Source organism: Brevibacterium otitidis, from assembly GCF_042429315.1.
GTDB lineage: Bacteria > Actinomycetota > Actinomycetes > Actinomycetales > Brevibacteriaceae > Brevibacterium > Brevibacterium otitidis.
Map to the genome: position 1 here is coordinate 20,037 of NZ_JBHMAU010000053.1, position 25,308 is coordinate 45,344.

Here is a 25,308-nt window from a genome sequence, read left to right on the forward strand (position 1 = left end):
GCTGCAGGCCGGCGCAGTCCCGTCGAACCCGCCGATGCCGCTGCTCCGAAGTCGAGTGCCGAACTCTTGCTGGCCGCTAAGCTCGGGTCATGGGCTCCCCGCTGCTCGACACCGACTGCACCCTTCCCGACGCGCACGCGCACACCGGTGACGAGGTCGTCACCGCTCTCGCCACCTCGGCGACGGACGGCCTCTCACCAGCCGAGGCGAGCGACCGGCTCACCCGCTGCGGGCGCAACGAACTCGCCCACGCAGCACCCGTCCCGCTCTGGCGGCGCGCCCTGCAGCTGCTGAACGAGCCGCTGACGTATCTGCTGCTGGCAGCCATCGTCGTCTCCGTCATCGCCTGGATCGCCGAGGGCCGGCAGGGCGTGCCCGTCGACGCGATCGTCATCGCCGCCGTCGTCGTGCTCAACACCGTCATCGGCCTGGTCCAGGAGCTCAAGGCCGCCGATGCGGTTGCCGCACTCAAGCACATGACGAGCCCGACAGCAACGGTCACCCGCGGCGGGTGCACCCAGGTCATCGACGCCGCCGAACTCGTCCCCGGTGACATCCTCCACCTCGGCGAAGGGGATGCAGTGCCCGCTGATGCCCGGCTGCTGTCGGGCAGCCGGCTGATGGTCGCCGAAGCAGCGCTGACCGGCGAATCCGTGCCCGTGCACAAGACCCCCGACGCCGTCGCTGCCGACACGCCGTTGGCGGACCGGCTGCCGATGGTCTACTCCGGCACCGCCATCACCCAGGGCAGCGCCCGCGCCGTGGTGACCGGCACCGGGGCTGACAGCGAGATCGGCCGGATCGCCGGGATGATCTCAACCGCCGGATCGACCGACACTCCCCTGCAGAAGGAGATGGCGGCCGTCGGCAAGATGCTCACGATCGCCGTCATCGCCATCGCCCTGGCCGTCATGGCCACCGTCTACTTCACCACCGCCGACCACTCGACATCCTCGCTGGTCACCGTCCTGCTGCTCGGCGTCTCCCTCGCCGTTGCCGCAGTCCCCGAGGGCCTGACGGCGATCGTCTCGGTCATCCTCGCGATGGGCGTGCGCCGGATGGCCGCCCACGAGGCGATCGTCAAACAGCTCGACGCCGTCGAATCCCTCGGCTCGGCAGGCGTCGTCTGCACCGACAAAACCGGCACGCTGACGCTCAACCAGATGACGATCGACCGCGTCATCACCGCAGACGGCCGCCACCACATCACCGACGCCCAGGCCGCCGGGACCCTGGAGCTCGGCTCGATCGCCTCGAACGCCCGGCTGACCGCCGAAGGCCCGATCGGCGACCCGACCGAGGCGGCGTTCCTCATCGCCTGCTCCGATGCCGGACTCGCCGTCCCGCAGACCCACCGCCTCGACGAGCTGCCGTTCTCCTCTGAGCGCAAGCGCATGTCCGTCCTCGTCGCAGGCTCGAGCGGTGGCGCGACCGGTGGCGGCCGGCAGCTGGTGATGAAGGGCGCACCCGATGTGGTGCTCGCCCGCTGCACCCACGTGCGCACTGCTGACGGGGACGTCGAAGCCACCCCCGAGGCGCTCGAACGTCTCGATGCAGAGGTCACCGCACTGGCCGGGGAGGCCTACCGGACACTGGCCGTGGCTGTGCGCGAGGTGCCCACCGCCTCGGGCACGGGGGAGAATCCCGAGGCGAGCCTGGACGAGGACATGGAACACGGGCTGACGTTCGTCGGGCTGGTGGCGATGATCGACCCGCCTCGGCCGGAGGCGAAGGCCGCGATCGCCCAGGCGCAGCAGGCCGGGATCCGGGTCATCATGATCACCGGCGACCACCCGCTGACCGCCGAGCGGATCGCCGCCGACCTCGGCATCAACGACCCGCAGACGCTCACCGGCGCGCAGCTGAGCGGGCTTGATGATGCGCAGTTCGCCGAGGCGGTCGAGGCGACCTCCGTGTTCGCCCGCGTCGACCCGAGCCACAAGCTGCGGATCGTCAGGCACCTGCAGGACCACGGTCACGTCGTGGCGATGACCGGCGACGGCGTCAACGACGCGCCGGCGCTCAAGCGCGCTGACATCGGCGTGGCGATGGGCATCACCGGCACGCAGGTCTCGCATGACGCGGCGACGATGATCCTCGCCGACGACAACTTCGCCTCGATCATCACCGCGGTCAAACAGGGCCGCGGCATCTACTCCAATCTCAAGAAAGTGCTGCGCTACCTGCTGTCATCGAACATGGGCGAGGTGTTCACCGTCTTCTGCGGCGTGGTCTTCGCCTCTGTGCTCGGCCTCGTCCAGGCCGACGGCGCGGTGATCCTGCCGCTGCTGGCCACCCAGATCCTGTGGGTCAACCTCGTCACTGATTCCACGCCGGCGCTCGCCTTGGGCGTCGATCCAGTCGATGAGCGGGTGATGACGAAACCGCCGCGCCGGCCCGATCAGCGTGCGCTCGATGGCCGCGAATGGGCGCGGATCCTCAGCACCGGGTTCGTCATGGCGGTGCTGTCGCTGCTGGCCTTGGATGCGTGCCTGCCCGGCGGGCTCATCGCAGGCGATGACGATGTGGCCACCGGCCGAACGGTCGCCTTCACCGTGCTCGTCATCCTGCAGCTGGTGAACACGCTGTCGGTTCGGCACGCACACACGACGATGTTCGCCGGCCTGTTCACCAACCACTGGCTGTGGCTGGCGCTGGCTGCCGGCCTGCTGCTGCAGCTGCTTGTCGTCTACCTGCCGATTCTCAACACCGCGTTCTCGACGGTGCCGCTTGACGGGGAGCACTGGCTGCTCATCATCGGCTGCGCGGTCGTCTTCATCATCGTCGAAGAGCTGCGGCGGGCGGTCGTGCGGATTGCTGGGCGGGGGTGAGTCAGTTCGAAGCAGGCGCGAGGAACGACCGAAGCGGAATCGGGCCCACGTCCGTGCGCAACGACCAGAAGTCGAGTCCATCGATGTGCGTGACGTCGAGGTATCGCGTTGCTTCGTCGAAAGTCTCGAAGTGCTCGTCTCCGTTCAGCACGAGGTCGGCATCTTCACCGACAACGGCGTCGACATCGATTTCCCCGCCGGCTGAAAGCTCATCGCCAGGCTTGAGGTGCCCGGCTTCCACAAAGCCCAGCACAGATTGCTCCTGCAATTCTGCAGTTTGCGCTGAAGACGGTTGGTGATGGACTGCCGGAGAGACGTGCCCGGCCGAGAGCCGATGAAACGCATCGCGGATGACGTGCGCGATGAGGTGCCTGCGTGCATCGAGGAACTCGCTGTACTCCATCTTCTCCCAGCCGCGGGGCATCGCATGCCAGTACATCTGCCTCTTGAGCCACTCGTCCCCGCGCGCTCGGGCCTTTTCAAGAAGATGGGGCCAATAGTCCGCTGGAGCTTGGTCGGAGATTCGTCCGTTGGAGTCCCAATCGGTCGGAGCGTAGTTGGCGGTCTGATTGATCTGCTTGTCGTCAGTATGACCGAGGACCTTCTGCTGGTAGGCGCGAGGGTAGAGATGATGGAGCTCAAGTCCTTTGACGCGCGTTCGCGCAGGATCGGTGAGGTCGCGGACCTTGAGATCAGACATGAACGAGTCGGCATCAAGGAGATTCAATGCGGCAATGTACGTCTGATACGTCGGTGACATGGCGGGGCTTGAGGACACAAGCATGTCGGGCAGGCGGACGTTCCAGAAGTCGTCGGTGAGTTCCGTATTGATCGCGTGGCTGACAGCGGCAACAAAGCCCTCCGCGTCACCCGCTGTGAGGGCGAAGAACTTTCCGACGTCGGCTTCGATCTGTGTCTCACTGGAGCCGGTGTAGCGATAGGTCAGCTGCGAGAACACGAGCCAGCTGGCCGTTAGGCTTCGCAGCTGTTCGAGAGGGACCTTCGCGTGCGTACGACCGATGAGCCACACGATGTATGTCGCCGTGATGTTCATGTCGGAGGTGATGTTGCTGCGGCTGCGATAGCCTGCTGCCGCCATGCACTCGACGAACTCGTCCCAATTGAGAGGGTTGAGAATGACAGGAAGTGCGACCCGAAGTTTGTTCAGCTCTGCCTCCTGACGTGAACTGGAAACGCGGCCTGTCGACTTCTCCCGTGCCTGGAGTGCTTTATAGGCATTCTCCAACCGGCCTCGCTGCTGCCCGATCCCGACAAGCACTCTGACGAGATATCCGGTCGTGATCTCAATGAATGGATTCTGCGGAGTCCACGTGACCCGGGAGCCTGCAAGCTCCGATGCCCGTTCGGGCGTCATGCGCGACAAGCGGGCAAAGTCCTCAATCTGCTCACGTCCTTCAGGCCAGAAGACGCTGAGCCAAGTGAGGATGTAATCGGCTGATTTGAGGCGAACGCCTTCGGAGTTGATCCGTACGAAGATGTCGGCGACAAGCTCCTTCGACACGTCACTTTGAATGTGTACGACGCTGAACGTGTAACGATTGAGATCGTTCAAACGCAGGTCGATCTCATCGAGCTTGTCTTGAACCTTCTCTTCGTCTGCATCTGGATTGGTTTCGAGGAAGTTGCGGAGGAATCTGCGCATGTACTGACGGGGCGCGGCAAAGTACTCCGAGATGTCGCTGATCCACCGGCTTGACCGGGCAATGGGAGCTGACCGCACCTCAAACCGTTCTGCGAAGGGGTCGAAGGAGATGACGATCCGCTGTTGACGGTACTTGGCGTCCCGGACGGCAGCCCCCCGCATCACTGCGAACAGACTCGTGAGGCGTTGCTGCCCGTCCACGATCTGATGGGCTGCTCCGACGTCGTCGGTGCCGATAGTGCGTGAGTCTCCGGATAGCGCTACGTCCCAGAAGAGCAGAGTGCCCACCGGGTAGCCCCGGTACATGGAGTCGAGCAGGTCACGAACACGCGTCGCCGGCCAAACGAACGGGCGCTGCAGATCCGGCAGCTGGATCGTGCCCTTCTCTACTGCCGAAACGAGCTGTTCGACGTTCCAAGGGGAGGTCTTGAAGATCGAGGCCATGTCATCACTCCGAGGTTTGTGGCGGTCTCACCTCCGATGATGTCATATGGCTCATCTGTGTCGATGCGATTGCGTGCCGTTGATGCAGACGTCTGCCGAGGTGTGGGGCAGGTCGATCAGACGCCGGCCCAGCCGCCGTCGCTGGCGATGATCGCTCCGGAGATGTTGGTGGAGTCGTCGCTGAGCAGGTAGGCGATGAGCGCTGCCTGCTGCTGTGCGGTCGAGGGCAGGCCCGGAACGAGGCTGAAGTACTTCGGCAGGCGCGCGGCAGCGAACTCGGATCCGAAGTTCACCTCGATGCTGGTGGCCACACCGCCGGGACAGACTGCATTGAAGCGCAGACCTTCCTCGGCATACATGAACGCACTGTTCTTCGTCAGCCCATTGAGCGCATGCTTCGACGCGGTGTAGGCGGCACCGGCGGCCGAACCGCGAAGACCAGCCTCGGATCCGGCATTGACGACGTTGCCGGCCTTCTGCGGCAGCATCACCGTCACGACCGCACGGGTGAGCTTCATGACGCCGGTGAGGTTGACCCGCAGGACCGCGTCCCAGATGTCGTCCTTGACGTCATGGACGGGGGAGAAGTCGTCCATGATGCCGGCGACATTGGCCAGACCATCGATGCGCTCGCCGGCAGCGTCGACGATCTTCGCAACGTCGCCGTCATCGCTGACATCCCCGGCGACAGTCGTGATCGCCAGCTCGGTCGCCTCCTTCTCCAAGTCTGCGAGTCGGTCGGCGGAGATGTCGCAGGCAATGACGTTTCCGCCTTCGCGGGCGATGCGCAGGGCTGTGGCACGGCCGATGCCGGCTCCTGCCCCGGTGACGATGACGGTCTTGTTCTCGAAACGGCCGGGGGTGATCTTCTCGTCCCACTGCTGCACCTGCGGTGCGTCGGTGGCCTGGGTCTGCTGGGTTTCTGGGGCGTCGGTCATTGGGCATCCTCCCTGGAGGCAGTCGTAGCCATGAGCCGTCTCGCGCAGGTGCGGCGATGCAGTCGATCGACTGGAGTCGATCGGGGGTTGTGGACCGGCTCACACGCAGTCTATCGAGAGGCTGTGTCTAGTCTGCCGGGGCGAACAGTTCGCGGACATCGTCGGCAGTCAGTGCGGTGCTGAAGGCGCGTCCGTCGTCCATGAGAGCGTCGAAGAGCCGGGCCTTCTTCTGCTGCAGGGCGAGCACCTTCTCTTCGATGGTGCCGGCGGCGACGAGCCGGTAGACCATGACGTTCTTCGTCTGCCCGATCCGGTGTGTGCGGTCGATCGCCTGCGCCTCGGCAGCCGGGTTCCACCAGGGATCGAGGAGGAAGACGTAGTCGGCCTCCGTCAGCGTGAGCCCGAACCCGCCGGCCTTGAGGCTGATGAGGAACACCGGTGCGGTGCCGGAGCGGAATCCGTCGATGACCTCTCCGCGGTTGCTGGTGCTGCCGTCGAGATAGGCGTAATCGACGCCGGCGGTATCGAACCGCTCGGCGACGAGCCGCAGGCAGGAGGTGAACTGGGAGAAGACGATGATCCGGTGACCTTCGCTCAGCACCTCATCGAGACCGGAGAAGAGCGCCTCGAGCTTGCTGGAGGGCACATCGGCATAGTCGTCGCTGACGATCGGCGGTGACAGCGCGAGCATCCGCAGGAGGGTGAGCGACCGGAACACCGTCATGCGGTGCTTGTCGAGATCACCGACCATACCGAGGACCTTCTTGCGCTCACGCTGCAGAACGAGGTCATAGAGCTTCTTGTGTTTGGGTTCGAGCGGAACGTGCAGTTCGTGCTCCTGCTTGGCCGGCAGCTCAGCGGCGACGAGGTCCTTCGTGCGCCTGAGCATGAACGGCCGCACCCGCCGGCGCAACCGCTCCAGCCGAGCCTGCCGTCCGACATTGAGACGCTCCTGCACCGCCGCATCACCGTCTGCAGAGGTGAGGACACCGGACTCCGGTGACAGCGCGGCACCCTTCTCGATCGGCTTGACGTACTCCTCCTTGAACTTCACCGGGGAGGCGAACAGCCCCGGTGCCGTCAGGGAGAGCAGCGACCACAGATCCGTGAGCGAATTCTCCATCGGCGTGCCGGTGATCGCGAGAGTGAACGGGGAGCGGACGTCCCGGGCGACGCGGTAGGTCTTAGCGGCCTGGTTCTTGACGAACTGCGCCTCATCGAGGACGAAACCACCCCACGGCAGTGCGGTGAACTCCTCGCCGTTGATGCGGAAGATCGTGTATGAGGTCAGCACGACATCGGCGCCGGCGATCGCCTCGGCGACCGGCTGCTTGCGCTTGTGCGTCGTCGTATCGAGCACCACGACCTTGAGGTCCGGCGTGAATCGGGCCGCCTCGGCCTGCCACACCGGGACCACCGAGGACGGTGCGACGACGAGGAACGGCGCCGCCGCCTCGGCCGCGGTTCCCTGCGCAGCGGTGCGGCCTGCCTGCGCGTGAGCGTGGGCGATAAGCGTCAGGGTCTGGAGAGTCTTGCCCAGGCCCATATCGTCGGCAAGGATCCCACCAAGGCTGTGCTCCCACAGAAACGCCAGCCACCGGAACCCATCGAGCTGGTAGCCGCGCAGCTCGGCGCGCACCCCTGCTGGCACCTCGGGCGCGGGCAGCTCCTCAAGGGCACCGAGCCGGCCGATCGACTCCCGCCACTCACGCGCAGGGACCGCCTCATCGGCCAGCTCGACGAGATCATCCCAGATCGACACCTGGTGGCGGCTGATCTTCGAGCGCTCCGGCTCCCACTCACCGAGCGCTTCGGCCTCCTGCAGCAGTTCGCGCAGCCTGTCGAAGGCCGGATGGTCGAGGGAGAAGAACGTGTTGTCGACAAGCTGCAGATGCGACTTGTGCTGGGCCAGGGCGGCGAACAGGGGAGCGAACGGGATCCTTTTGCCCTCGATCGTGACCTCGAAGGCGAGGTCGAACCAGTCGCGGTCGTCGGTCGGCTCGGTTGTGACCCGCACCTGCGGGGGCGCGGTGAGCTCGGTGTAGTCGATGCGCTCACCGCTGATTTCGACGACGATTTCTGGATGGTCCTCGAGTCGCGGCAGCACTCGGACCGCGAACTTCGCGGCGTCGATTCCGATCAGATGTTCCTCATCGACGGTGGCGGCCGTCGGCCAGATCCGCCGGATTTCTTCGAGTACGGCGCGTTCGAGATCCGGCTCCCGGTGGTGCCAGCTGCTGTGGGTGACGGGAAGGCGGCGCTTGGGGCCGTAGTACTCCCACGACCAGGTCAGCAGCAGGGATTGCTCGGGTTCGAACTCGACCTCCACGTGCAGGCGCGGGTCCCGGAACTCCGGCAGCTCTGCCGAGGCATCGTGACTGGTGAGTGTGGCCAGGCCGCGCAGCTCGGGGAGGAACTCGGTGAAGAACACCTCGGCGTCGTGATCGGGGACGCTGAGCGTCGTGCGGGAGGCGAGCATCTCGCCGAGCGGTTCGGAGACCGGGGTGGATGTTTCGGCCACGGTCAGGCGGAGGGTGTTGCCCGGCAGCCGGTCGATGAAGGCAATGGCGTTGTCCCCGATGCGGAACACGTTCTCCGGTACGGTGCCGGCGAAGTCGATGAGGGCGGTGAAGGCGTAGCCGCCGGGCTGGCGCACGACGTCGACGATGACGTCGGCGGTCTCGAGCGTCTTCTCCGTTCCCGAGGCGGTGGTGAGGGTGAGTGGGGAATGGGAACTGACGATCCGCACTTCGGAGACGCGGCCGTAGCCGGTCAGCTCGACGCCGGTGTCCTGAGCGCGGGCGAGCAGCAGCCAGACGAGGGAGGAGTCGAAAGCAGAGAATACGGCGGTGTCGGGTTCGCTGCCGTAGGTGTAGCTGCGGGTGGTGTTCTGAGCGTGCAGCTGGCTCAGCGCTGCGGCGTGGTCGCGGCGGATTCCGGGTGGGCCGGCCAAACCGCGGGTGAAGTTGCGCCAGCCGAGCCCGCCTTTGATCCAGTTGTTCCGAGCACCCCGGCGCAGCGGTCGCAGGGTGACGCTGAGGCTGCCGAGGTCGATATCGGAGAGGTTGACGACATCGGCGCTGGCGAGTGGGCTGCGGTGGCGGCCGTGGAACCAGCGGCTGGTGGTGGTGCGCTCGATGTCGAAGCCGATTGCCAGCGGTGTGTCCTCGGGGCGCGCTGTGTGTGCGCGGCGGCGGACCTGCAGCTCTGTCAGCACGGTACGCCAGTCGTCGGGGCGCTGTGGGGTGACGGCGCGGTGCGGCATCACATTCTCAAGGCCTGTGCGCGGGCTTGCGGTGTCGTCGCTGTCGCCGTAGTCGGCGATGGAGTACAGGATGGCGCCGACGTGCTTGCAGTCGTAGCCGACCGGGCAGCTGCAGTCGCTGCTGGTCGGTTCGAAGCAGTCCGGCCCGCTTAACGCAGCTTCGGTCAGCCAGATGCGGGCCCGGTAGATGTTCGAACCGCTGCCGACGACCTCGCCGCTGAGAGTCAACCCCTCGGCATCCCAGCTCACGCGGCGCACGCGCTGGTCCTCGGCATAGTCCCGGCCGCGCTCGGCCATGACGTCGGTGAGGTACTCATCGACATCCGGGGCGAGGATGCGGGGCAGCTTCGAGTTCATGTAACCATCGTGCCACGAGGCGCGGACATCGCCCTCTTCTACTGGTCTCGCTGGTCTCGAAGCCATTCAATGCACAGACGTGCGCTGTACCCGATCGAGGCGTCGAGTTCCGGTTGCGAATACGCGGGTATTCTCGACCGGGTGAATACGACGACTGCGTACGCTCTGCCGTCGATGTCGGTGACAACGCCCGCATCATGACGATAGGTCAGCAGGGTGCCGGTCTTGCCATAGTACTCAGCCGTATCCATGGGAAAACCTGATGCGATGCGGTGACGGAACACCTGGGTGCGCATCAGCTGACGAAGATGAGCGCTGACGTCGGGACTGACGACTTCGCCGTGGTGAATGTGTCTGAGCATCGAAGCGATGCCACGCACTGTTCCTGAATTGATGTCGTTCAGTGACAACACGCTTCCCTTGGCGAACAGCTGATCGTGAGCCGAATGCAGGAGTGCACTGTCGACTGAAGATGGATCGGCTGCGCGCATCTCAGAGAGCGTTCCGAACAGCGCACGCATCGGAGAGTGCACCCGAAGCGAACGAATGCCCAGCTCGTTGTGCAGTGCAGCGATCGCAGCTGGTCCTACACGGTCGTAAACGGCATCGGCGGCGGCGTTGTCGCTGACCGAGAACATCTGCACAGTCAGATCCCGCAAGCTGATGGTCACAGGGTCGGAGAACAGTGAGATACCCGTGGATCCGCTGGTCGTAGTTGCCGGATCGATGAGGACAGTGTCGCGAGCATCGATTCGTCCGGCCGAGTCTTCTGCGAAGAGAGCTGCGGCGATTGAGAGTTTGGCGACGGAGACCAACGGCATGCGCTTGTCTTCGTTGATCGAGACTGACTGCCCGGATTCGAGATCCTCGACGCAGAGGCATCCCTCTGCTCCAAGGTCGTCCCACAGCGCTGTGACGGTGTCGATGAGAGAGGCAGCGGGAGTAGCGGTCATAGCGGGTAGAGCCTTTCGTCGGTCGGTGGGAACTGCCGGTCCCGAGGTGTGCGCCAGGTGACGTTGTCGGGCTCGCGGGTGGCATCGATGACGGTCAGGAGCGCTGTGCGCAGCGGTGTTTCATCAGCAAAGATCTCCCGGAGGTCGAGTCGTGGTGACGAGATCAGCCGGACCTTCCTGCCGAGAGATGCCGGACGAAGAGGGCGAAAGGGCAGACCGTGGCGGCGTGCGACAGCTGCAGGGCACAACAGAGTTGAGCCGTGTGTGCTCACATGCGTGATCGCATCGAATTCGTGCTCGACTGGCGTGAGCTGATGAAGCGTGATCCCAAATGCGATCAGATGAGACAAAGCGGCCGAATCTTCGCGTAGTCCGGCATCGGCAGGGAGAAGAATGATGCGCTCACGCTCCGGTGGGCCAGAGGAATGGCCGCTGAGCAAGGGCGGCATTCCCCGGAGTGAGCCGACCGGCAGCGGAAGGCCTGTGGTGGCGGTGAACCGCGAGTTGGCAGCGACGAGCGGAACAATCCACTCGGTGGCTTCGCCACCGAACACATCGGAAGAGCCCCAGCCGTCGAGGACGAGGGCTGCGTCGAGACCGCCCCTCTCGATTTCAGAGGCACAAGCGGCAGATTCATTGGGGGTGAGCGCGACTGCCCGCGTGCCGATGTGCAGATCAGCAGCAACCGCGGGGACAGCAGTGGCGTCTGTAAAGGGAGGAACGCCGAGCCGGAAGGGCCCTAACGCTGCAGTCGCCAGGCTCGGCAGAGCTGAAAGACGCTTAGTGAGGTCGCGTGCCTCCGGCAGCAACCTCGTGCCAGCGGCCGTCAGCCTGATCTGACGTTTATGTCGGTCGAAGAGCTGGGCTCCGAGGTGACGTTCGAGTTCACGAATCGTGCGCGAGAGATGCGGCTGCGCCAGGCCGAGAGTCTCTGCAGCACGAGTGAAGCTCTCGCAGTCTGCTACGGCGATGAAGCTTTCAAGGGCCCGGACTATATTCACGTCAACGATAATACCACAACTGTTATGTGTACGGGTGCAGACGGTATTGGACATTGTATCTCCTACGACGGTTCGATGGATTGCATGAGTTTGAGAAATCGAGTCCTCACTGCTGGAGCTCTCGCAGTTGCTGTCACCATCGGCGGCGCATTGGTATTCAACGTCCCGTCGATGCTGAGTCAGCGCATGGCAATCGGGGCTGTCGTCGAGGATCTGGTCGATGGCACACTCGACCACGAGGTCTGGATGCCATCCGGGCTGCCTGACGATCGCAGGGCTCCGACCGCGTCACTTGCTCACGTTCTCGGCCACCAGCCTGAGATCACATACAGCCAGCTCAGCGCCCAGCATGTCCTGGGCTCGGCGAAGCTCACCTGGACGTGGGACCTGAACCGCCATTCGGATTTATCGTCATCTGCCGGTCGGGGCGGGCAGGATTGGACATACGAGACGACGATCAAGCTCGTGCGCAGCGGGATGCGATGGCGCGCCGAGTATTCTCCAGCCACTGTTCATCCCGAATTGGAAGAAGGCGATGCGTTGGCTGCCGAACGGATCGCTTCCGCCCGCGGTCGCATTCTCGGACAGGACGCAGCGGTGCTCACCGAAGACGGTGCAGTCGTGGACATCGGCATCAGACCGGATCGCGTGGACGATCGACAGGAGCTGGTGACGAAACTGCGTGGCATTCTCGACTTGAAGCTCGAAGACCTCGATTCCAGCCTCAACTCGGCAGCCGACGACGCCTTCGTCAAAGTCGTCACTCTGAGGTGGGACGAGTACAAGAATCTCGAGAGCTCTCTCCGCCCATTGCCTGGTGTTGTCTTCATGGAGCGCACACAGTCACTGAGTCGGTCTCCAGGGTTCGCTTCAGCGGTGCTGGGCAGGGTTGGCCAAGCCACCGCCGAGGATATCGAAGCAGATCAGCAGATCAACCCGGCGGACGAGGTGGGCCGCAGCGGTCTACAACGCGCATTCGACAGCCAGCTGCGTGGAACTCCCGGAATCCGCGTTGTGAAGAAGAGCGGCGCAGATGGAGGCAGAAGCGAACTCCGAGAGGTGCAAGGATCGCCGGGAACCGATGTCGAAACGAGCCTCGACCCACGTATTCAGTCAGCCGCAGACCGGGCCGTGGGCCGCGCGGAGAAGCCGGCGGCAATCGCCGTCGTGCGGCCGAGTGACGGGCATATCCTCGCGGCAGCCAACGCCGACCCTGAAGGCCCATCCTATGATCGGGCCCTGACGGGTCAGTACCCGCCGGGTTCAGTCTTCAAGATCGCGTCTGCCTACGCCATGCTCGAACAGGGTGATGCCCAAACCACCTCGCACCCGTGCCCGAAGACGACGGTTGTCAACGGTAAGCGGTTCAAAAACGCCGAGGACGCAGCGCATGGAGACGTCACCCTTCTCGAGGACTTCGCGCAGTCGTGCAACACCGCTTTCGTGGACGCGGCTGGGGAGTACACCTCGGCAGAACTGAGTGCCGCGGCGCGCACCCTTGGAATTCGCGAGACGACAATCGGAATCGACAGCTACATAGGTGACGCACCAGAAACCGACGATGCCGTCGAACACGCGGCAGCGTCAATTGGCCAGGGCAGGATACTCGCGAGCCCTCTCGGGGTCGCAACGATGACAGCGTCTGTCGCTGCAGGTGAAACAGTGACTCCAGTTCTCGTGCCGGCGGCGGCCGAGACCCCCTCTGCCCGCGCCTCACTTGCCCCAGACTCCACCGCAGCACTGCGGGAGATGATGAGACGCACTGTCACGCACGGCACGGCCCATGAACTCAGCAATGTCCCAGGTGATCCGGTCTATGGCAAGACGGGAACTGCGGAATACGGCACCGATGTGCCACCTCGCACGCACTCGTGGTTCTCCGGATATCAGGGGGATATGGGGCTCTTCAGAGTTGAGTGTGGGCACGCCGATCGGGCAAGGGTGTTGGAGATAGACGTCGAGGTCCCTGATGATGAGTGGACTTCTACCCCCGCTGATCTCAAGGACCTCGACAATGCCCCATCCTACGTGTCCCTGCGCTGTTGCTGTGGATCGCTGTGCCAGGTGTGACGTCCTGCTCGGATTGCCTGACTTCCACCTCATCCACGCCGAGGTCACCGACACCGCCGTCGTCCTCGACATCGAGGCCTGCGACCCGCTGACCGGCTGCCCCGGATGCGGCGTCATCCCGACCGGCCACGGACGCGTCACTGTGACCCTGGTCGACGCCCCATCCGCTGGACGGCCTGCCCGCCTGCGATGGCGCAAGCACCGCTGGATCTGCCGCGAGTCTGCCTGCCCGGTCGTGACCTTCACCGAGCAGAACCCGCAGGTCGCCGCACCACGCGCCCTGCTGACAACCCGCGCGGTGTCCTGGGCGATCCGTCAGCTGCGGTATGAGAACGCCTCTATCCAGGGACTGGCCCGCCATCTGGGCACGACCTGGAACACCCTGTGGTCCCAGATCCGGCCAGTGCTCAACACCGCCGCTGACGATCCGGCACGGTTCGACGGCGTCGAAGTTCTCGGCGTCGATGAGCACGTCTGGCACCACACCGATCCGCGCCGGCGCGGACCCAAGGAGCTGACCGGCATGGTCGACCTCACCCGCCACCGGCACCCGACGGCACGTCTGCTGGATCTCGTCCCGGGACGCTCAGGCACCGTGTACAAAGACTGGCTCACCGCACGCGGGCCTTCCTTCCGCCAAGGTGTGCGGGTCGCGACGCTGGACCCGTTCCAGGGATACAAAAACGCGATCGATGACCAACTCGACGACACCACCTGTGTGCTCGATGCTTTTCACATCGTCAAGCTCGCCACCAGCGCTGTCGATGACGTCCGCCGTCGTATCCAGCAGCAGACACTCGGGCACCGGGGACGCAAAGGAGACCCGCTCTACGGCATCCGCAACCTTCTGCGGGCCGGACGAGAACGCCTCACCGAACGGCAGCGTACGAGACTCGAAGCGGCGTTCGCTGCGCACGAGGACCACATCAGTGTCGAAGTCGCCTACCAGTGCGCCCAGGACGTCCGTGACATGTTCCACCAAGACACTCACGCTCAAGGGCGCAGGCTGGCCACCCGCGTGATCGAGGCCTTGCCGACGTGCCCGATCCCAGAGATCGCCAGACTGGGCAGGACGCTGCGGAAATGGAAGACGACAATCCTGGCGTACTTCGACACCGACGGTGCCAGCAACGGTGGCACCGAGGCGGTCAACGGGCTCATCGAGCTGGGCCGTCGGATCGCTCGCGGATTCCGCAACCTCGAGAACTACCGACTCCGCATGCTGCTCATCGCTGGCGGCCTGGACGCATCAACCCACACTCAACTCTGAAGAGCCGGATATGGCTTTCGCTGTGCTCGTTGAAGACGGCGGATTCGGCGCAGAAGCCGCAGTCCCACTAGCTCATGACTTTCTGATGGAGCTGGAGTCATGAGCGAACGATTGACGCAGATCATCCGCAGCCTAAATGCGTTTGCCGCGGCAAGTGTATGTATGGGAGTTCTCATCGCGGGGCTCGGACTTCCGGTGCTGGGCGCATCTGTATCCGCAGCGCAAGCTGGGATCGACATCTTCAAAGCCCTGCCGAGCGAGTTCCATGATCGCCCGCTGGCTCAGCCGTCGCAAATACTTGACCGAAACGGTGACCTCATCACCGAGTTCTACTGGCAGAACCGCCGCGAAGTCAGGTTGGCAGACATCTCTGAGCCAATGAAGGCCGCCACGCTGGCCGTCGAGGATCATCGCTTCTATGAACATGGATCCATCGACCTCCAGGGCATCGCACGAGCCGTTGCAAAGAACGTGCTGAGCGGTTCACGCGAAGGCGGTTCGACGCTGACACAGCAGTATGTGAAGAACGCGCTGATTCAGGAAAGCCACGCGCGCGGAGACGAAGCCGGAGTTGAAGAGGCCCGTTCACGTGATGGAGCAGCAGGGTATGCACGAAAGCTGCGCGAGATGAAGCTAGCCGCGGCCGTGGAGAACGCCTTCAGCAAGGATGAGATTCTCGAACGCTATCTCAACATCAACAGCTACTCTGGCAGCCCGAACGTCTACGGAGTAGAAGCGGCCGCCCGCCAGTACTGGAACACGTCGGCTGCCGACCTCTCGATTGCCCAAGCCGCAACTTTGGCGGGTATTGTGCGCAACCCGTCCAAGTACAACCCGCAGCGAGACGAAGCCGCCGTCCTCGAGCGACGCAACACCGTATTGGGGCAGATGCTCAAGTACGGCTATATCTCTCGGGAGGAGTACGACCATGCGCTCGGCCAGGATCTCGCGCTGGACGAGACTGTCAGACCAAATGGTTGTGCAGGAACTGACGGCCGTGCATATTTCTGCGACTACGTTCAGCACCAGGTGCTTCAGTCACCGGCATTCGGATCAAGCATCGAAGATCGGTCTCGACAGTTGAAACAGGGAGGTCTGACGATCACGACGACTCTCGACCCGGTGCTGCAGAAGAAGGCAGAGAAGGAAGTCCGCAAACGGCTACCCGTCGGGGACCCGTCGGGGGCAAAGCAGGCTTTGGTGTCGCTTGACGTGAAAACCGGCGGAATTCGTGCGATGGCGCAGAACACCGAGTACTCACCGGTCGAAGCCGAAGACGGTTCCTCAACAGCAGTCAACTACAACGCCGAGAAGAAGTTCGGCGGTGGTACTGGCTATCAACCAGGCTCTACCTGGAAGCCGTTCGTTCTCACAGAATGGCTGCAGAGCGGGCACACGCTGACGGAGACCGTGAATGGCTCGGGAAGTATGTACCGAGGCTTCTCAACCGCCAGCTGCGATGACCGTTCGTATGCCAGCGCGGGTTACAACCCGCGAAACGCTGGTGACTCAGGCGGGGCTAGCGGCAGGATGTCGGTTTTCGACGCTACGCGGAAGTCGGTCAATAAGGCATACGCCGACATGGCGTCGGAACTCGACATGTGCGCGGTCCGGGACACTGCGTCGGCGCTCGGCGTCCGCGCTGGAGACGGAAGCGCCCTCGCTGACGTCACCCTGGCAGACGGCACGCAACAGGTGCTCTATCCATCATCCATTCTCGGGACCGTGTCGGTAGCTCCGGTGACCATGGCAGCCTCGTACACGGCATTTGCCAACCAAGGGCGCCGGTGCGGAGCCACCGCCATCTCAAGAGCGACGGACAGCGACGGCAAAGAGCTCGACCTGCCCGACACCTGTAAGCAGGCTCTCGAACCCGAGGTGGCAGAGGCGGTTGCCTACACCCTGTCACAGACGTTCAACGGCGGCACCACTCAAGGCTTGGGAATCGGTGCTCCTGCGGCTGCCAAGACCGGTACGACGAATTTCGAAGTCGGGGCTTCGTGGACGGTCGGATTCACCAGTGATGTTGTCACGGCCGTATGGACGGGTGACCCGAATGGAGTTCGAGACTGGCGAGATAATCGACGTGGAAGGATGCCGCGCACGGTCTTCGGTGCGACAGTTTCTGGCCCAACATGGCAAGCCTTCATGCGTACAGCTGCCGCCGAAGGAGAACCGAAGCCATTCCCACGGCCGAGTGCGACGTACATGCCCAGCAGCGAATCGAGGGGCTCAAGCCGCCCCTCGCCGAGCCGCGGGCCCAGTCGGGAAGACTCACCGTCACCGGAGCCGACTAGCGATGCCGAACGCGAACCCGACGAGGGCATCACCGAATCGCCACCAGCGTTCGGGGGTTGATCTGCGCGAGACTGCAGCCCGCCCCGCCTGCAATAGCAGTAGCGGGGCGGGCATCGACGCGATCCGGCGTCGAACGGATTAGATGATCGAGCGGAGGATCGACAGTGCCCGCAGCTGTGCGGCAAGGCGTTCGCGTTCCACCTGCTCGCTGGCGCTGCGTCGCAGGATCGCTGCGCGGTGCAGCTCGGCGTGGCTGGGGGCGCGACGGGATTTCGGCTTGCGACGAGCCCACCGCAGCACCGAGACGGCAGCGAAGATGGCCCACCGGCGGTGTATCGGATAAGCATGAGCAAATGACATGAGAAAGTCCTTGGATGACCATTTCAGGCAGGACGAATAGCCTGCCGTCGAAACGGAAGTGATGAAAAGAAAGTGAGTCGGCGCGTTTCAGGAAGACAGCAGTGAATGGCAATTCATGGCATTCGATCATCCATTGATCTGTGTTCTCAATGGTGACGAAGTCGATGAATGACAGATCTTCGACGATGCGTGCGGAACGGGTCCGGAGGTCGTCAGGAAGGGGGTGCTCGCTGTGTGCCTGGCGCCGAGTTCTACGCGGAGAAGCGAGGCGGGACGCGGCGGCTGCCCGCCGGGTTGCCGAGATCGGCAGCTCCCGTGGCCGTGAACGTGGTGAAGATCATCATCGTGCCCGCCTCCTTTCAATTCATTCAGGCGATGTCATAAGCGACAGCGAATGATGTGGAATCTGTCTGCCGGTCGCATCAGAATGATGTCAAAGAGCAGAAGAAGATTCTGCGACAACAGTAACACGGATCTCTGAGTTTGCACACCTGGATTCGAGATTTCTTGAATTGCTCGCCCGTTACCGGGTCCGGCGCGATTGAGCACGTGCGGTCACGGGCGGCGGAAGAAGCTGCCGTCTCTTCAGGTGAGAACACTCGTGGGGTTTACCGGAACTGCCGTACGGTGATCAAACAGTGATACGCATCACAGTGAGCGGCGAGACAGGCGCGCGAATCGGATGAGCACGACAATGCGGTCGTGGGAAAGCAGCGGGATGTTCGACATCAGGATCGTAGGCGGCATGGTGGTCGACGGAACCGGAGCGCCGGCCGCACCCGGTGATCTGGGCATCACAGATGGAAAGATCACCGCCGTGGCTGCGCCTGGCGCCATCCCCGCGGAAAGTGCGGCCGAGACGGTGGATGCCTCCGGTCGGATCGTGACTCCTGGCTTCATCGACCTGCACAATCACGCGGACTTCACGATCCACGGTTGCCCCGAAGCGCCTTCGCAGATCAGCCAAGGTGTGACGACGCTGCTGCTGGGCAACTGCGGATCGTCTCCATTCCCAGCGCCCAGTCTTGATGAGGTGCGGCGCACATGGGGTCATCTCAGCCCGGTCTTCATGACCGAGGCCACGGATGCGGCGGGCTTTCTTGCGGCCACGGCTGCGCTTCCCCTCGAGATCAATGCCGCATTCCAAGTCGGGTTCTCAGCTCTGCGCCGCATGGCGATGGGCAATGCCTCCCGACCCGCCACCGCTGAGGAGAGGCAGCACATGATCCGCGGCGTCCGCGCTGCCGCCGAGGCTGGAGTCCGCGGATTCTCCACCGGCCTCATCTACGCACCGGGAGCCTATGCCCGGCCTGATGAAGTGGCCGAGGTCGTCGCAGCTGCCGCCGAATGCGACTTGCTGTACTCCACCCATATGCGAGATGAAGCCGACCATGTGGTTACGTCAGTCCGCGAATCGATCGACGCCGTGGCAAGCACCGCCGGGCGCCTGCAGATCTCCCACCTCAAAGCGACCGACCGCCACAACTACGGCCTCGTGTCCGACGCGCTGAACCTCATCGAGCAGGCGCACGCCCGCGGCGTCGACGTGACCGCTGACGTCTACCCGTACACTGCCTCAAGCACAACGCTGACCTCGCTGCTGCCGGGCTGGTCACTCGAAGATGGACGCAACGGCCTGCCGCACCGGCTTGCCGACGCGGACCAGCGAGACCGCATTCGCGCAGCCCTGGCAGACACCATCACCGGACGGTCTGGGGCTGAGGCCGTCGTCATCGCCGCCGTCGGCCCGGACGGGCCCGGTGGGTACGAATGGGCCGTCGGGCTGAGTCTGGCCGAGATCGGCGAGCGGGACGGCTGCGATCCAGCCGAAGCCGCACTGCGCCTGCTCGCCGCTCATGCCGGCGCTGCCGGAATCATCCACCATTCGATGTCCGAAGACGACGTCCGGGCTGCCCTCGCCCCCCCGCTGGTCGCCGTCGCCTCCGACGGTCATCAGCTTGCCGCAGCGGGGCCCGGCCGACCCCATCCGCGCAGCTTCGGCACATTCACGCGGGTGCTCGGCCACTATGTGCGCGACGTCGGTCTGCTCAGCATCGAAGAGGCGGTGCGCAAGATGACGTCCCTGCCCGCCTCCCGGATGAAGCTCGACGACCGCGGAGTCCTCGCACAGGGAATGGCTGCCGACATCGCGGTCATCGACCTCGACACCGTCGCCGATCGCTCAACCTACGACGACCCATGGCAGCTCTCCACTGGCGTCGATGACGTCATCGTCGGAGGCGCATTCGCCGCCCGGAATGGTCGACGCGTGCGCGGTCACGGCGGACGCGTCCTGTGATCACGAGAAGACAACGAATCTGCGTGTCGGTTGCCCCGCCTGATCCGCCGATGCCAGTATGTGAGCTACGTCACTCGATTGATCCCCTCGGAGTCGCGACATGCTGAGCTATATCGTCAAGCGCATCCTCGCGCTCATCCCCGTGCTCGCCGTCGTTGCGATCGTCGTCTTCTCCCTCGTCCACCTCACCCCCGGTGACCCGGCCTCGGTGATGCTCGGACCCAACGCCACCTCCGACCAGGTCGAAGCGCTGCGCTCCGAGATGGGGCTCGACCGACCGCTCGTCGTCCAGTTCTTCGCGTGGCTCGGCGGCGCGCTGACCGGTGACCTCGGGTACTCCCACTTCATGGGAGCGGCTGTCGCATCGGTCCTGATGGATCATCTGGGGCCGACGCTGTCACTGGCGATCCTCGCCGAGGTCGTTGCGCTCATCATCGCGATTCCCGCCGGCATCATCGCCGCCCGCCGACGCGGCTCGGCTGTCGACCAGGGCTTCATGGCCTTCTCACTGCTCGGCATCTCCGTGCCCAGCTTCCTGCTCGGTCTGTTCCTCATGCTGATCTTCGCCGGCTGGCTCGGCTGGCTGCCGGTCGCTGGCTACCGCGGCCTGGAGGAGGGCCTCGGCACGCATCTGCGCTATCTCATCCTCCCGGCGCTGGCGCTCGGCGCAATGCAGGCCGCACTGACCGCCCGCATGACCCGCTCGTCGATGCTGGACGTGTTCCGTGCCGGATATATGAAGACCGCTCTGGCAAAAGGCGTGTCCGAACGCAGCCGCGTGTACAAGCACGGGCTGAAGAACGCCTCGTTCCCCATCCTCACCGTCGTCGGCCAGTCGATCGGCACCCTCATCGCCGGTGCGGCCGTCATCGAAACCGTCTTCAACATCCCAGGCATCGGGCAGCTCATCGTCAATTCGGTCGAACGCCGCGACTTCATGGTCATCCAGGGTGTCGTGCTCATGATCACCGTGTCCTACATGCTCATCAACCTGCTCGTAGACATCCTCTACGGCTTCCTCGACCCACGGGTGCGACTGTCATGACGAAACCAGCCCACGCCACACCACAGCGCCCCGAACCCGAGGCGGGCCTCACCAGCGAGACCACCGGCACCTCGGGACCGGCGGGAGCACCCTCCGCCGCCCAGCCCGGATCGACCGTCGGTCTCGAACGCCTGAGCATGCGGCAGCTGATCTTCCGGAGGGTGACGAGCAACGGCCTCATCATGACCGGCGGCATCATCGTCGTCATCATCGTGCTTCTGACGACATTCGGCCCCATGGTCATCTCCCGCGGGCCCCTTGAGCTCAACATCCAGGACCGGCTGCAGGGCCCCAGCGGCGACTACCTGCTCGGCACCGACAACTACGGCCGCGACCTGCTCTCGCGAGTGCTGAACGGAGCGCGGGTATCGCTGTTCGTCGGCTTCGCAGTCGCGATCCTGTCCACCGTCATCGGCTACATCATCGGCATGTACTCGGCCTACTTCCGGTGGGCCGACGCGATCCTCATGCGGATCTGCGACGGCTTCATGGCCTTCCCCGCCATCCTGCTGGCCATCGCTCTCATGGCTGTGCTGGGAGCCAAGACCTCCAACGTCGTCATCGCGCTGACGGTCGTGTTCACGCCCTATGTCGCGCGCGTCGTCCGTTCGTCGACGCTGGTGGTCAAGGAGCAGACCTTCGTCGAAGCGCTGCGTGCACAGGGCGCCTCATCGAACCGCATCATCTGGCTCAACATGGCGCCCAACGTCGTCTCCCCGGCGATCATCCAGGCGACCTTCATCTTCGCCGACTCGATCATCACCGAGGCCGCACTGTCCTTCCTCGGCGCCGGTGTGCCGCCGCCCGCACCGTCCTGGGGCAACATCCTGCTCGACGGCAAGACCCTGATCTTCAACAACCCGTGGATGACGATCGTGCCCGGTGCGGTCATCATCCTCACCGTGCTCGGCATCAACCTCTTCGGCGACGGCCTGCGCGACCTCTTCGATCCGCACACCGGCAAAGCCGTGCGGAAAGGCGGTGGACGGAAATGACGACGACAGCCGAGCCGAGCGGCGCCCACGGTGCCACCGGTCCCGAGGCGCCGGCCCGGGTGATCACGGTCAGCGGGCTGACGACACGGCTGGCGACCGAGCAGGGCGATGTCACCGCTGTCGAAGACATCGACTTCCACGTCGATGCCGGGGAAGTGCTCGGCATCGTCGGCGAGTCCGGCTGCGGGAAGTCCGTGACCGCGGAGTCCGTCATGCGGTTGCTCGATGAGAAGACCGCTGACTACTCCGGCACCGTCGAATTCGACGGAACGGATCTCCTGTCAGTCAGCGATGCCCGGATGCGGCAGTTTCGCGGCGGCCGCATCGCGATGATCTTCCAGGATCCGATGAGCTCGCTCAACCCGGTCTTCACCGTCGGTCAGCAGCTCATCGAGACGATCCTCATCCACCAGCCGATGTCGAAGGAGGCGGCGAAGCAGCATGCCATCGATGCGCTGGAGCAGACCGGCATCGCCGACCCGCATGCGCGCATCGACGACTACCCGCATCAGCTCTCCGGTGGCATGCGCCAGCGCGTCATGATCGCCATGGCTCTCATCTGCGAACCGGCTCTGCTCATCGCCGACGAACCGACAACGGCCCTCGACGTCACCACCCAGGCCCAGATCCTGCGGCTCATCGACGATCTGCGCCGGGCACGCGACATGGCCACCATCCTCATCACCCACGACCTCGGAGTCGTGGCAGAGGTCTGCGACCGGGTGATGGTGATGTATCTCGGTGAGGCTGTCGAGGCCGGGCCGGTGCGCGACATCCTCGACAACCCCCGGCACCCCTATACGCGCGGGCTGCTGGCCTCCACCCCGGGAGTGGACACCGACCGCACGCAGCCGCTGCCGACCATTCCCGGACGTGTGCCGACTCTCTATGATGTGCCAGCCGGGTGCCGGTTCGCCGCGCGGTGCCCCTTCGCGGAGGACGCCTGCCGCCAGAACCGCCAGCAGCTGACGGAGATCGCCCCGGGCCGGTCGGTGCGCTGCTGGAAGGCAGTCGATGGTCTCATCGACGCCGAGGCGGACGTGCCGCACGATGCTGCTGAACCGTCAGGGGGCCGCGGGGCTCAAGGAGGCGAACGATGACCGAGAACGCGGCTGTGCTCGAGGCTCAGCAGCTGACCAAGACCTTCACGCTGCGCAATGCGATCGGCTTGAGAACGTCAGAGGTCCATGCCGTCGACGGTGTCAGCTTCTCCATTCAGCCTGGAGAGACGTACGGTCTCGTCGGCGAATCAGGTTGCGGCAAGTCCACGACGGGCCGGATGCTGCAGGCCCTCATCGAACCGACCTCGGGGAACATCCTGTTCCACGGTCAGCCGATCAGCGAATTCAACCGCGCCGAACAGCAGACGTACCGCTCGAAGGTCCAGATGATCTTCCAGGATCCGAACTCGTCGCTCAACCCGCGCAAGCGCATCGGCTCGATCCTCAACGAGACTCTCGTCATCCAGGGGATCCGCGATCGAGGGGAGCGGAACAAACGCATCGTCGCGGCGATTGAGGAAGTCGGATTCGGTGAAGAGCATCTGGTGCGCTATCCCCACGAGTTCTCCGGCGGTCAGCGTCAGCGCATCGGCATCGCGCGTGCGCTTGTGACGCACCCGGAGGTGATCTTGTGCGATGAAGCCGTCTCGGCTCTCGACGTCTCGATCCAGGCACAGATCCTCAATCTGCTCAATCGCATCCAAGACGAGCACGGTCTGAGCTATCTGTTCATCTCACACGACCTGTCTGTCGTCCGCTATGTCGCTGATCGGATCGGAGTGATGTGCAAAGGCAAGCTCGTCGAAGAAGCCCCGGTCGATGAGCTCTTCGCACACCCGAAGGACGAATATACGAAGAAGCTGCTCGACTCGATTCCACACGTCCACCCACGTGCGACAGCGGCGGGATCAGCCGCCTCGGGCGCCACTGCAGGGGAAGGAGGAGTGCTGTGAGCACGCACCGACCACGCCTGCTGCGCGTGCTGGCCGTCGTGGCCACTGCGGCTGTGCTGGCTGTCAGCGGCTGCGGAGCCAAGCCGAGCGACCCGACCTCGGAGTTCCACTACGCGCTCAATGCCCAGCCGCCGCTGCTCGACCCGCTTCTGAGCACTGCAACGGCAACCGCAGAGGTGGCCCGCCTGATGTTCGAGCCGCTGCTGACGCAGGATGCCGACTTCCAGGTGCAGCCGCACATCGCCGAATCCTGGGAGGAATCCGGCGACGGCAGGACGACCACCTTCACCATCCGTGAGGGACTCACCTTCCACAACGGCGATCCGGTGACAGCCGAGGACGTCGAAGCCAGCCTCGACCGGTGGATGGAGATCTCAGGGGTCGGTCAGCAGTTCTTCGCAGGAGCCGACGTCGAAGTCGTCGGAGACCGCGAAGTCGCCGTGCACACTCCCGAGAAGATGTACACCCTGCTGTACTTCCTGTCCGACCCAGGCCAGATGACCGCGATCATGCCGAAGAAGGTCATCGACGAAACGCCGGCCGAGGGTCTGACCGAGTTCGTCGGAACTGGGCCATTCGTGTTCGACACGTGGCGGACGGACCAGTACATCCAGCTGCACAGATTCGAGGACTATCAGTCCCCAGAAGGCGAGCCGAGCGGACTTGCGGGGCATCGAGAGGCGAAATCCGACACGCTCATCATCGATCTCGTGACTGACTCCTCCACCCGGCTGGCCGGTCTGCAGACCGGCGAATATGACGCGGCAGCCGGCATCCCATTCGACAACTCCGGACTGCTCGAGAAGGACACGACCCTGCAGTCCATCGTCGGAGAGAACGGCTTCAACGGTGTCGCCTTCAACAAGAAGGCCGGCATCATGGCCGACAACACCATGCGCAATGCCGTGGCAGCTGCGCTCGACCACGAGGACATCCAGCTCGCGGCATTCGCCGCCGACGAGTTCTACGACGTCAACGGAGCTATCAGCCTGCCCGGACAGCAGTTCTACACCGAAGCGGGTCTCGAGCTCTTCAACCAGCAGGACCCAGACCTGGCGAAGCGGCTGATGGAGGAGGCCGGTTACAACGGCGAACCGGTTCGCATCCTCACATCGCGCGAGTACGAAGACCACTACAATTCCGCGGTCGTCGTCGAGGAGAATCTCAAAAAGGCGGGCTTCAACACGCAGATGGTGGTCGTCGACTGGGCGACCCTGCTGAGCATGCGCGCTGATGAGAACGCCTTCGAGCTGTTCACCACCGCGTGGTCGGTCAACGCCGTGCCGGTCACGCAGGTGTTCCTGCTCGGGTCGTGGCCCGGCTGGACAGACGATGATGAGCTGAGCCAAGCCATGAATGACCTGGCCTTCGCCGCTGACGACGAGGCGGCGGCTGAAGCCAATGATCGGCTCCAGACCCGAGTCTACGAATACCGGCCGATCATCAAATACGGCAACAAGCGCACGATCGTCGGCGCCTCGGTCGACGCCGAAGGAGTGCAGTTCGTCCCCGGTGCCGGCATCGTGCTCTGGAACGCCCATATGACGAAATGATCTGACGCGCCG

16 protein-coding genes are annotated in these 25,308 nt (G+C 64.1%); 10 read left to right on the forward strand and 6 right to left on the reverse strand.

The window, feature by feature from the left end; genetic code table 11:
• The first annotated feature begins 89 nt into the window (after positions 1 to 89).
• Positions 90 to 2,831: a cation-translocating P-type ATPase gene (locus ACFFN1_RS08425; protein WP_376840239.1), complete on the forward strand. Its 2,742-nt coding sequence runs from the start codon at positions 90 to 92 to the stop codon at positions 2,829 to 2,831.
• 1 nt (position 2,832) lies between these two features.
• Here ACFFN1_RS08425 and ACFFN1_RS08430 read toward each other — a convergent pair whose 3' ends face one another.
• The 5 genes from ACFFN1_RS08430 to ACFFN1_RS08450 all read right to left on the reverse strand — a co-directional run bounded on the left by ACFFN1_RS08430 (position 2,833) and on the right by ACFFN1_RS08450 (position 11,506).
• Positions 2,833 to 4,938, reverse strand: a complete 2,106-nt coding sequence (locus tag ACFFN1_RS08430) for a GmrSD restriction endonuclease domain-containing protein (RefSeq protein ID WP_376840240.1) — start codon at positions 4,936 to 4,938, stop codon at positions 2,833 to 2,835.
• 116 nt (positions 4,939 to 5,054) lie between these two features.
• Positions 5,055 to 5,876 (reverse strand): SDR family NAD(P)-dependent oxidoreductase, encoded by an 822-nt coding sequence (locus tag ACFFN1_RS08435; protein WP_376840241.1) that lies wholly within the window; start codon positions 5,874 to 5,876, stop codon positions 5,055 to 5,057.
• A 127-nt stretch (positions 5,877 to 6,003) separates the two neighbouring features.
• On the reverse strand, positions 6,004 to 9,498 hold the full coding sequence (locus ACFFN1_RS08440) for a DEAD/DEAH box helicase (protein WP_376840242.1): 3,495 nt from the start codon (positions 9,496 to 9,498) through the stop codon (positions 6,004 to 6,006).
• Between the two features lie 38 nt (positions 9,499 to 9,536).
• Positions 9,537 to 10,451, reverse strand: coding sequence for a serine hydrolase (locus tag ACFFN1_RS08445; RefSeq protein ID WP_376840243.1), 915 nt, complete (start codon positions 10,449 to 10,451; stop codon positions 9,537 to 9,539).
• Positions 10,448 to 11,506 carry a LysR family transcriptional regulator gene (locus tag ACFFN1_RS08450; RefSeq protein ID WP_376840244.1) on the reverse strand — a complete coding sequence of 353 codons (1,059 nt, stop codon included), beginning with the start codon at positions 11,504 to 11,506 and terminating at the stop codon, positions 10,448 to 10,450. Before ACFFN1_RS08450 ends, ACFFN1_RS08445 begins: the two co-directional genes overlap by 4 nt.
• A 30-nt stretch (positions 11,507 to 11,536) precedes the next feature.
• Between ACFFN1_RS08450 and ACFFN1_RS08455 the strand changes: the two genes are divergently transcribed.
• From ACFFN1_RS08455 to ACFFN1_RS08465, 3 genes are all read left to right on the forward strand, one after another.
• The gene (locus tag ACFFN1_RS08455; RefSeq protein ID WP_376840245.1) at positions 11,537 to 13,522 is read left to right on the forward strand and encodes a penicillin-binding transpeptidase domain-containing protein; all 1,986 of its coding nucleotides are present in this window, start codon (positions 11,537 to 11,539) and stop codon (positions 13,520 to 13,522) included.
• On the forward strand, positions 13,467 to 14,792 hold the full coding sequence (locus ACFFN1_RS08460) for an ISL3 family transposase (RefSeq protein WP_376840246.1): 1,326 nt from the start codon (positions 13,467 to 13,469) through the stop codon (positions 14,790 to 14,792). The genes ACFFN1_RS08455 and ACFFN1_RS08460 overlap by 56 nt, the downstream gene beginning before the upstream one ends.
• Before the next feature lie 99 nt (positions 14,793 to 14,891).
• Positions 14,892 to 17,150: a transglycosylase domain-containing protein gene (locus ACFFN1_RS08465; protein WP_376840247.1), complete on the forward strand. Its 2,259-nt coding sequence runs from the start codon at positions 14,892 to 14,894 to the stop codon at positions 17,148 to 17,150.
• 78 nt (positions 17,151 to 17,228) lie between these two features.
• On the opposite strand, the gene ACFFN1_RS08470 is transcribed toward ACFFN1_RS08465, so the two are convergent.
• Entirely contained in the window at positions 17,229 to 17,450 is a 222-nt protein-coding gene (locus tag ACFFN1_RS08470; protein ID WP_376840248.1) for a hypothetical protein, read from the reverse strand.
• 718 nt (positions 17,451 to 18,168) lie between these two features.
• Here ACFFN1_RS08470 and ACFFN1_RS08475 point away from each other — a divergent pair.
• The 6 genes from ACFFN1_RS08475 to ACFFN1_RS08500 all read left to right on the forward strand — a co-directional run bounded on the left by ACFFN1_RS08475 (position 18,169) and on the right by ACFFN1_RS08500 (position 25,296).
• Positions 18,169 to 19,749, forward strand: coding sequence for an N-acyl-D-amino-acid deacylase family protein (locus ACFFN1_RS08475; RefSeq protein ID WP_376840249.1), 1,581 nt, complete (start codon positions 18,169 to 18,171; stop codon positions 19,747 to 19,749).
• Positions 19,750 to 19,849: 100 nt separating this feature from the next.
• Positions 19,850 to 20,794 (forward strand): ABC transporter permease, encoded by a 945-nt coding sequence (locus ACFFN1_RS08480; protein WP_376840250.1) that lies wholly within the window; start codon positions 19,850 to 19,852, stop codon positions 20,792 to 20,794.
• Complete coding sequence (locus tag ACFFN1_RS08485) at positions 20,791 to 21,789, forward strand: ABC transporter permease (protein WP_376840251.1); 999 nt, start codon at positions 20,791 to 20,793, stop codon at positions 21,787 to 21,789. The genes ACFFN1_RS08480 and ACFFN1_RS08485 overlap by 4 nt, the downstream gene beginning before the upstream one ends.
• On the forward strand, positions 21,786 to 22,889 hold the full coding sequence (locus tag ACFFN1_RS08490; protein WP_376840252.1) for an ABC transporter ATP-binding protein: 1,104 nt from the start codon (positions 21,786 to 21,788) through the stop codon (positions 22,887 to 22,889). The genes ACFFN1_RS08485 and ACFFN1_RS08490 overlap by 4 nt, the downstream gene beginning before the upstream one ends.
• Entirely contained in the window at positions 22,886 to 23,743 is an 858-nt protein-coding gene (locus ACFFN1_RS08495; RefSeq protein WP_376840253.1) for an ABC transporter ATP-binding protein, read from the forward strand. Before ACFFN1_RS08490 ends, ACFFN1_RS08495 begins: the two co-directional genes overlap by 4 nt.
• Positions 23,740 to 25,296, forward strand: coding sequence for an ABC transporter substrate-binding protein (locus ACFFN1_RS08500; protein ID WP_376840254.1), 1,557 nt, complete (start codon positions 23,740 to 23,742; stop codon positions 25,294 to 25,296). The genes ACFFN1_RS08495 and ACFFN1_RS08500 overlap by 4 nt, the downstream gene beginning before the upstream one ends.
• The last annotated feature ends 12 nt before the right edge of the window (positions 25,297 to 25,308 follow it).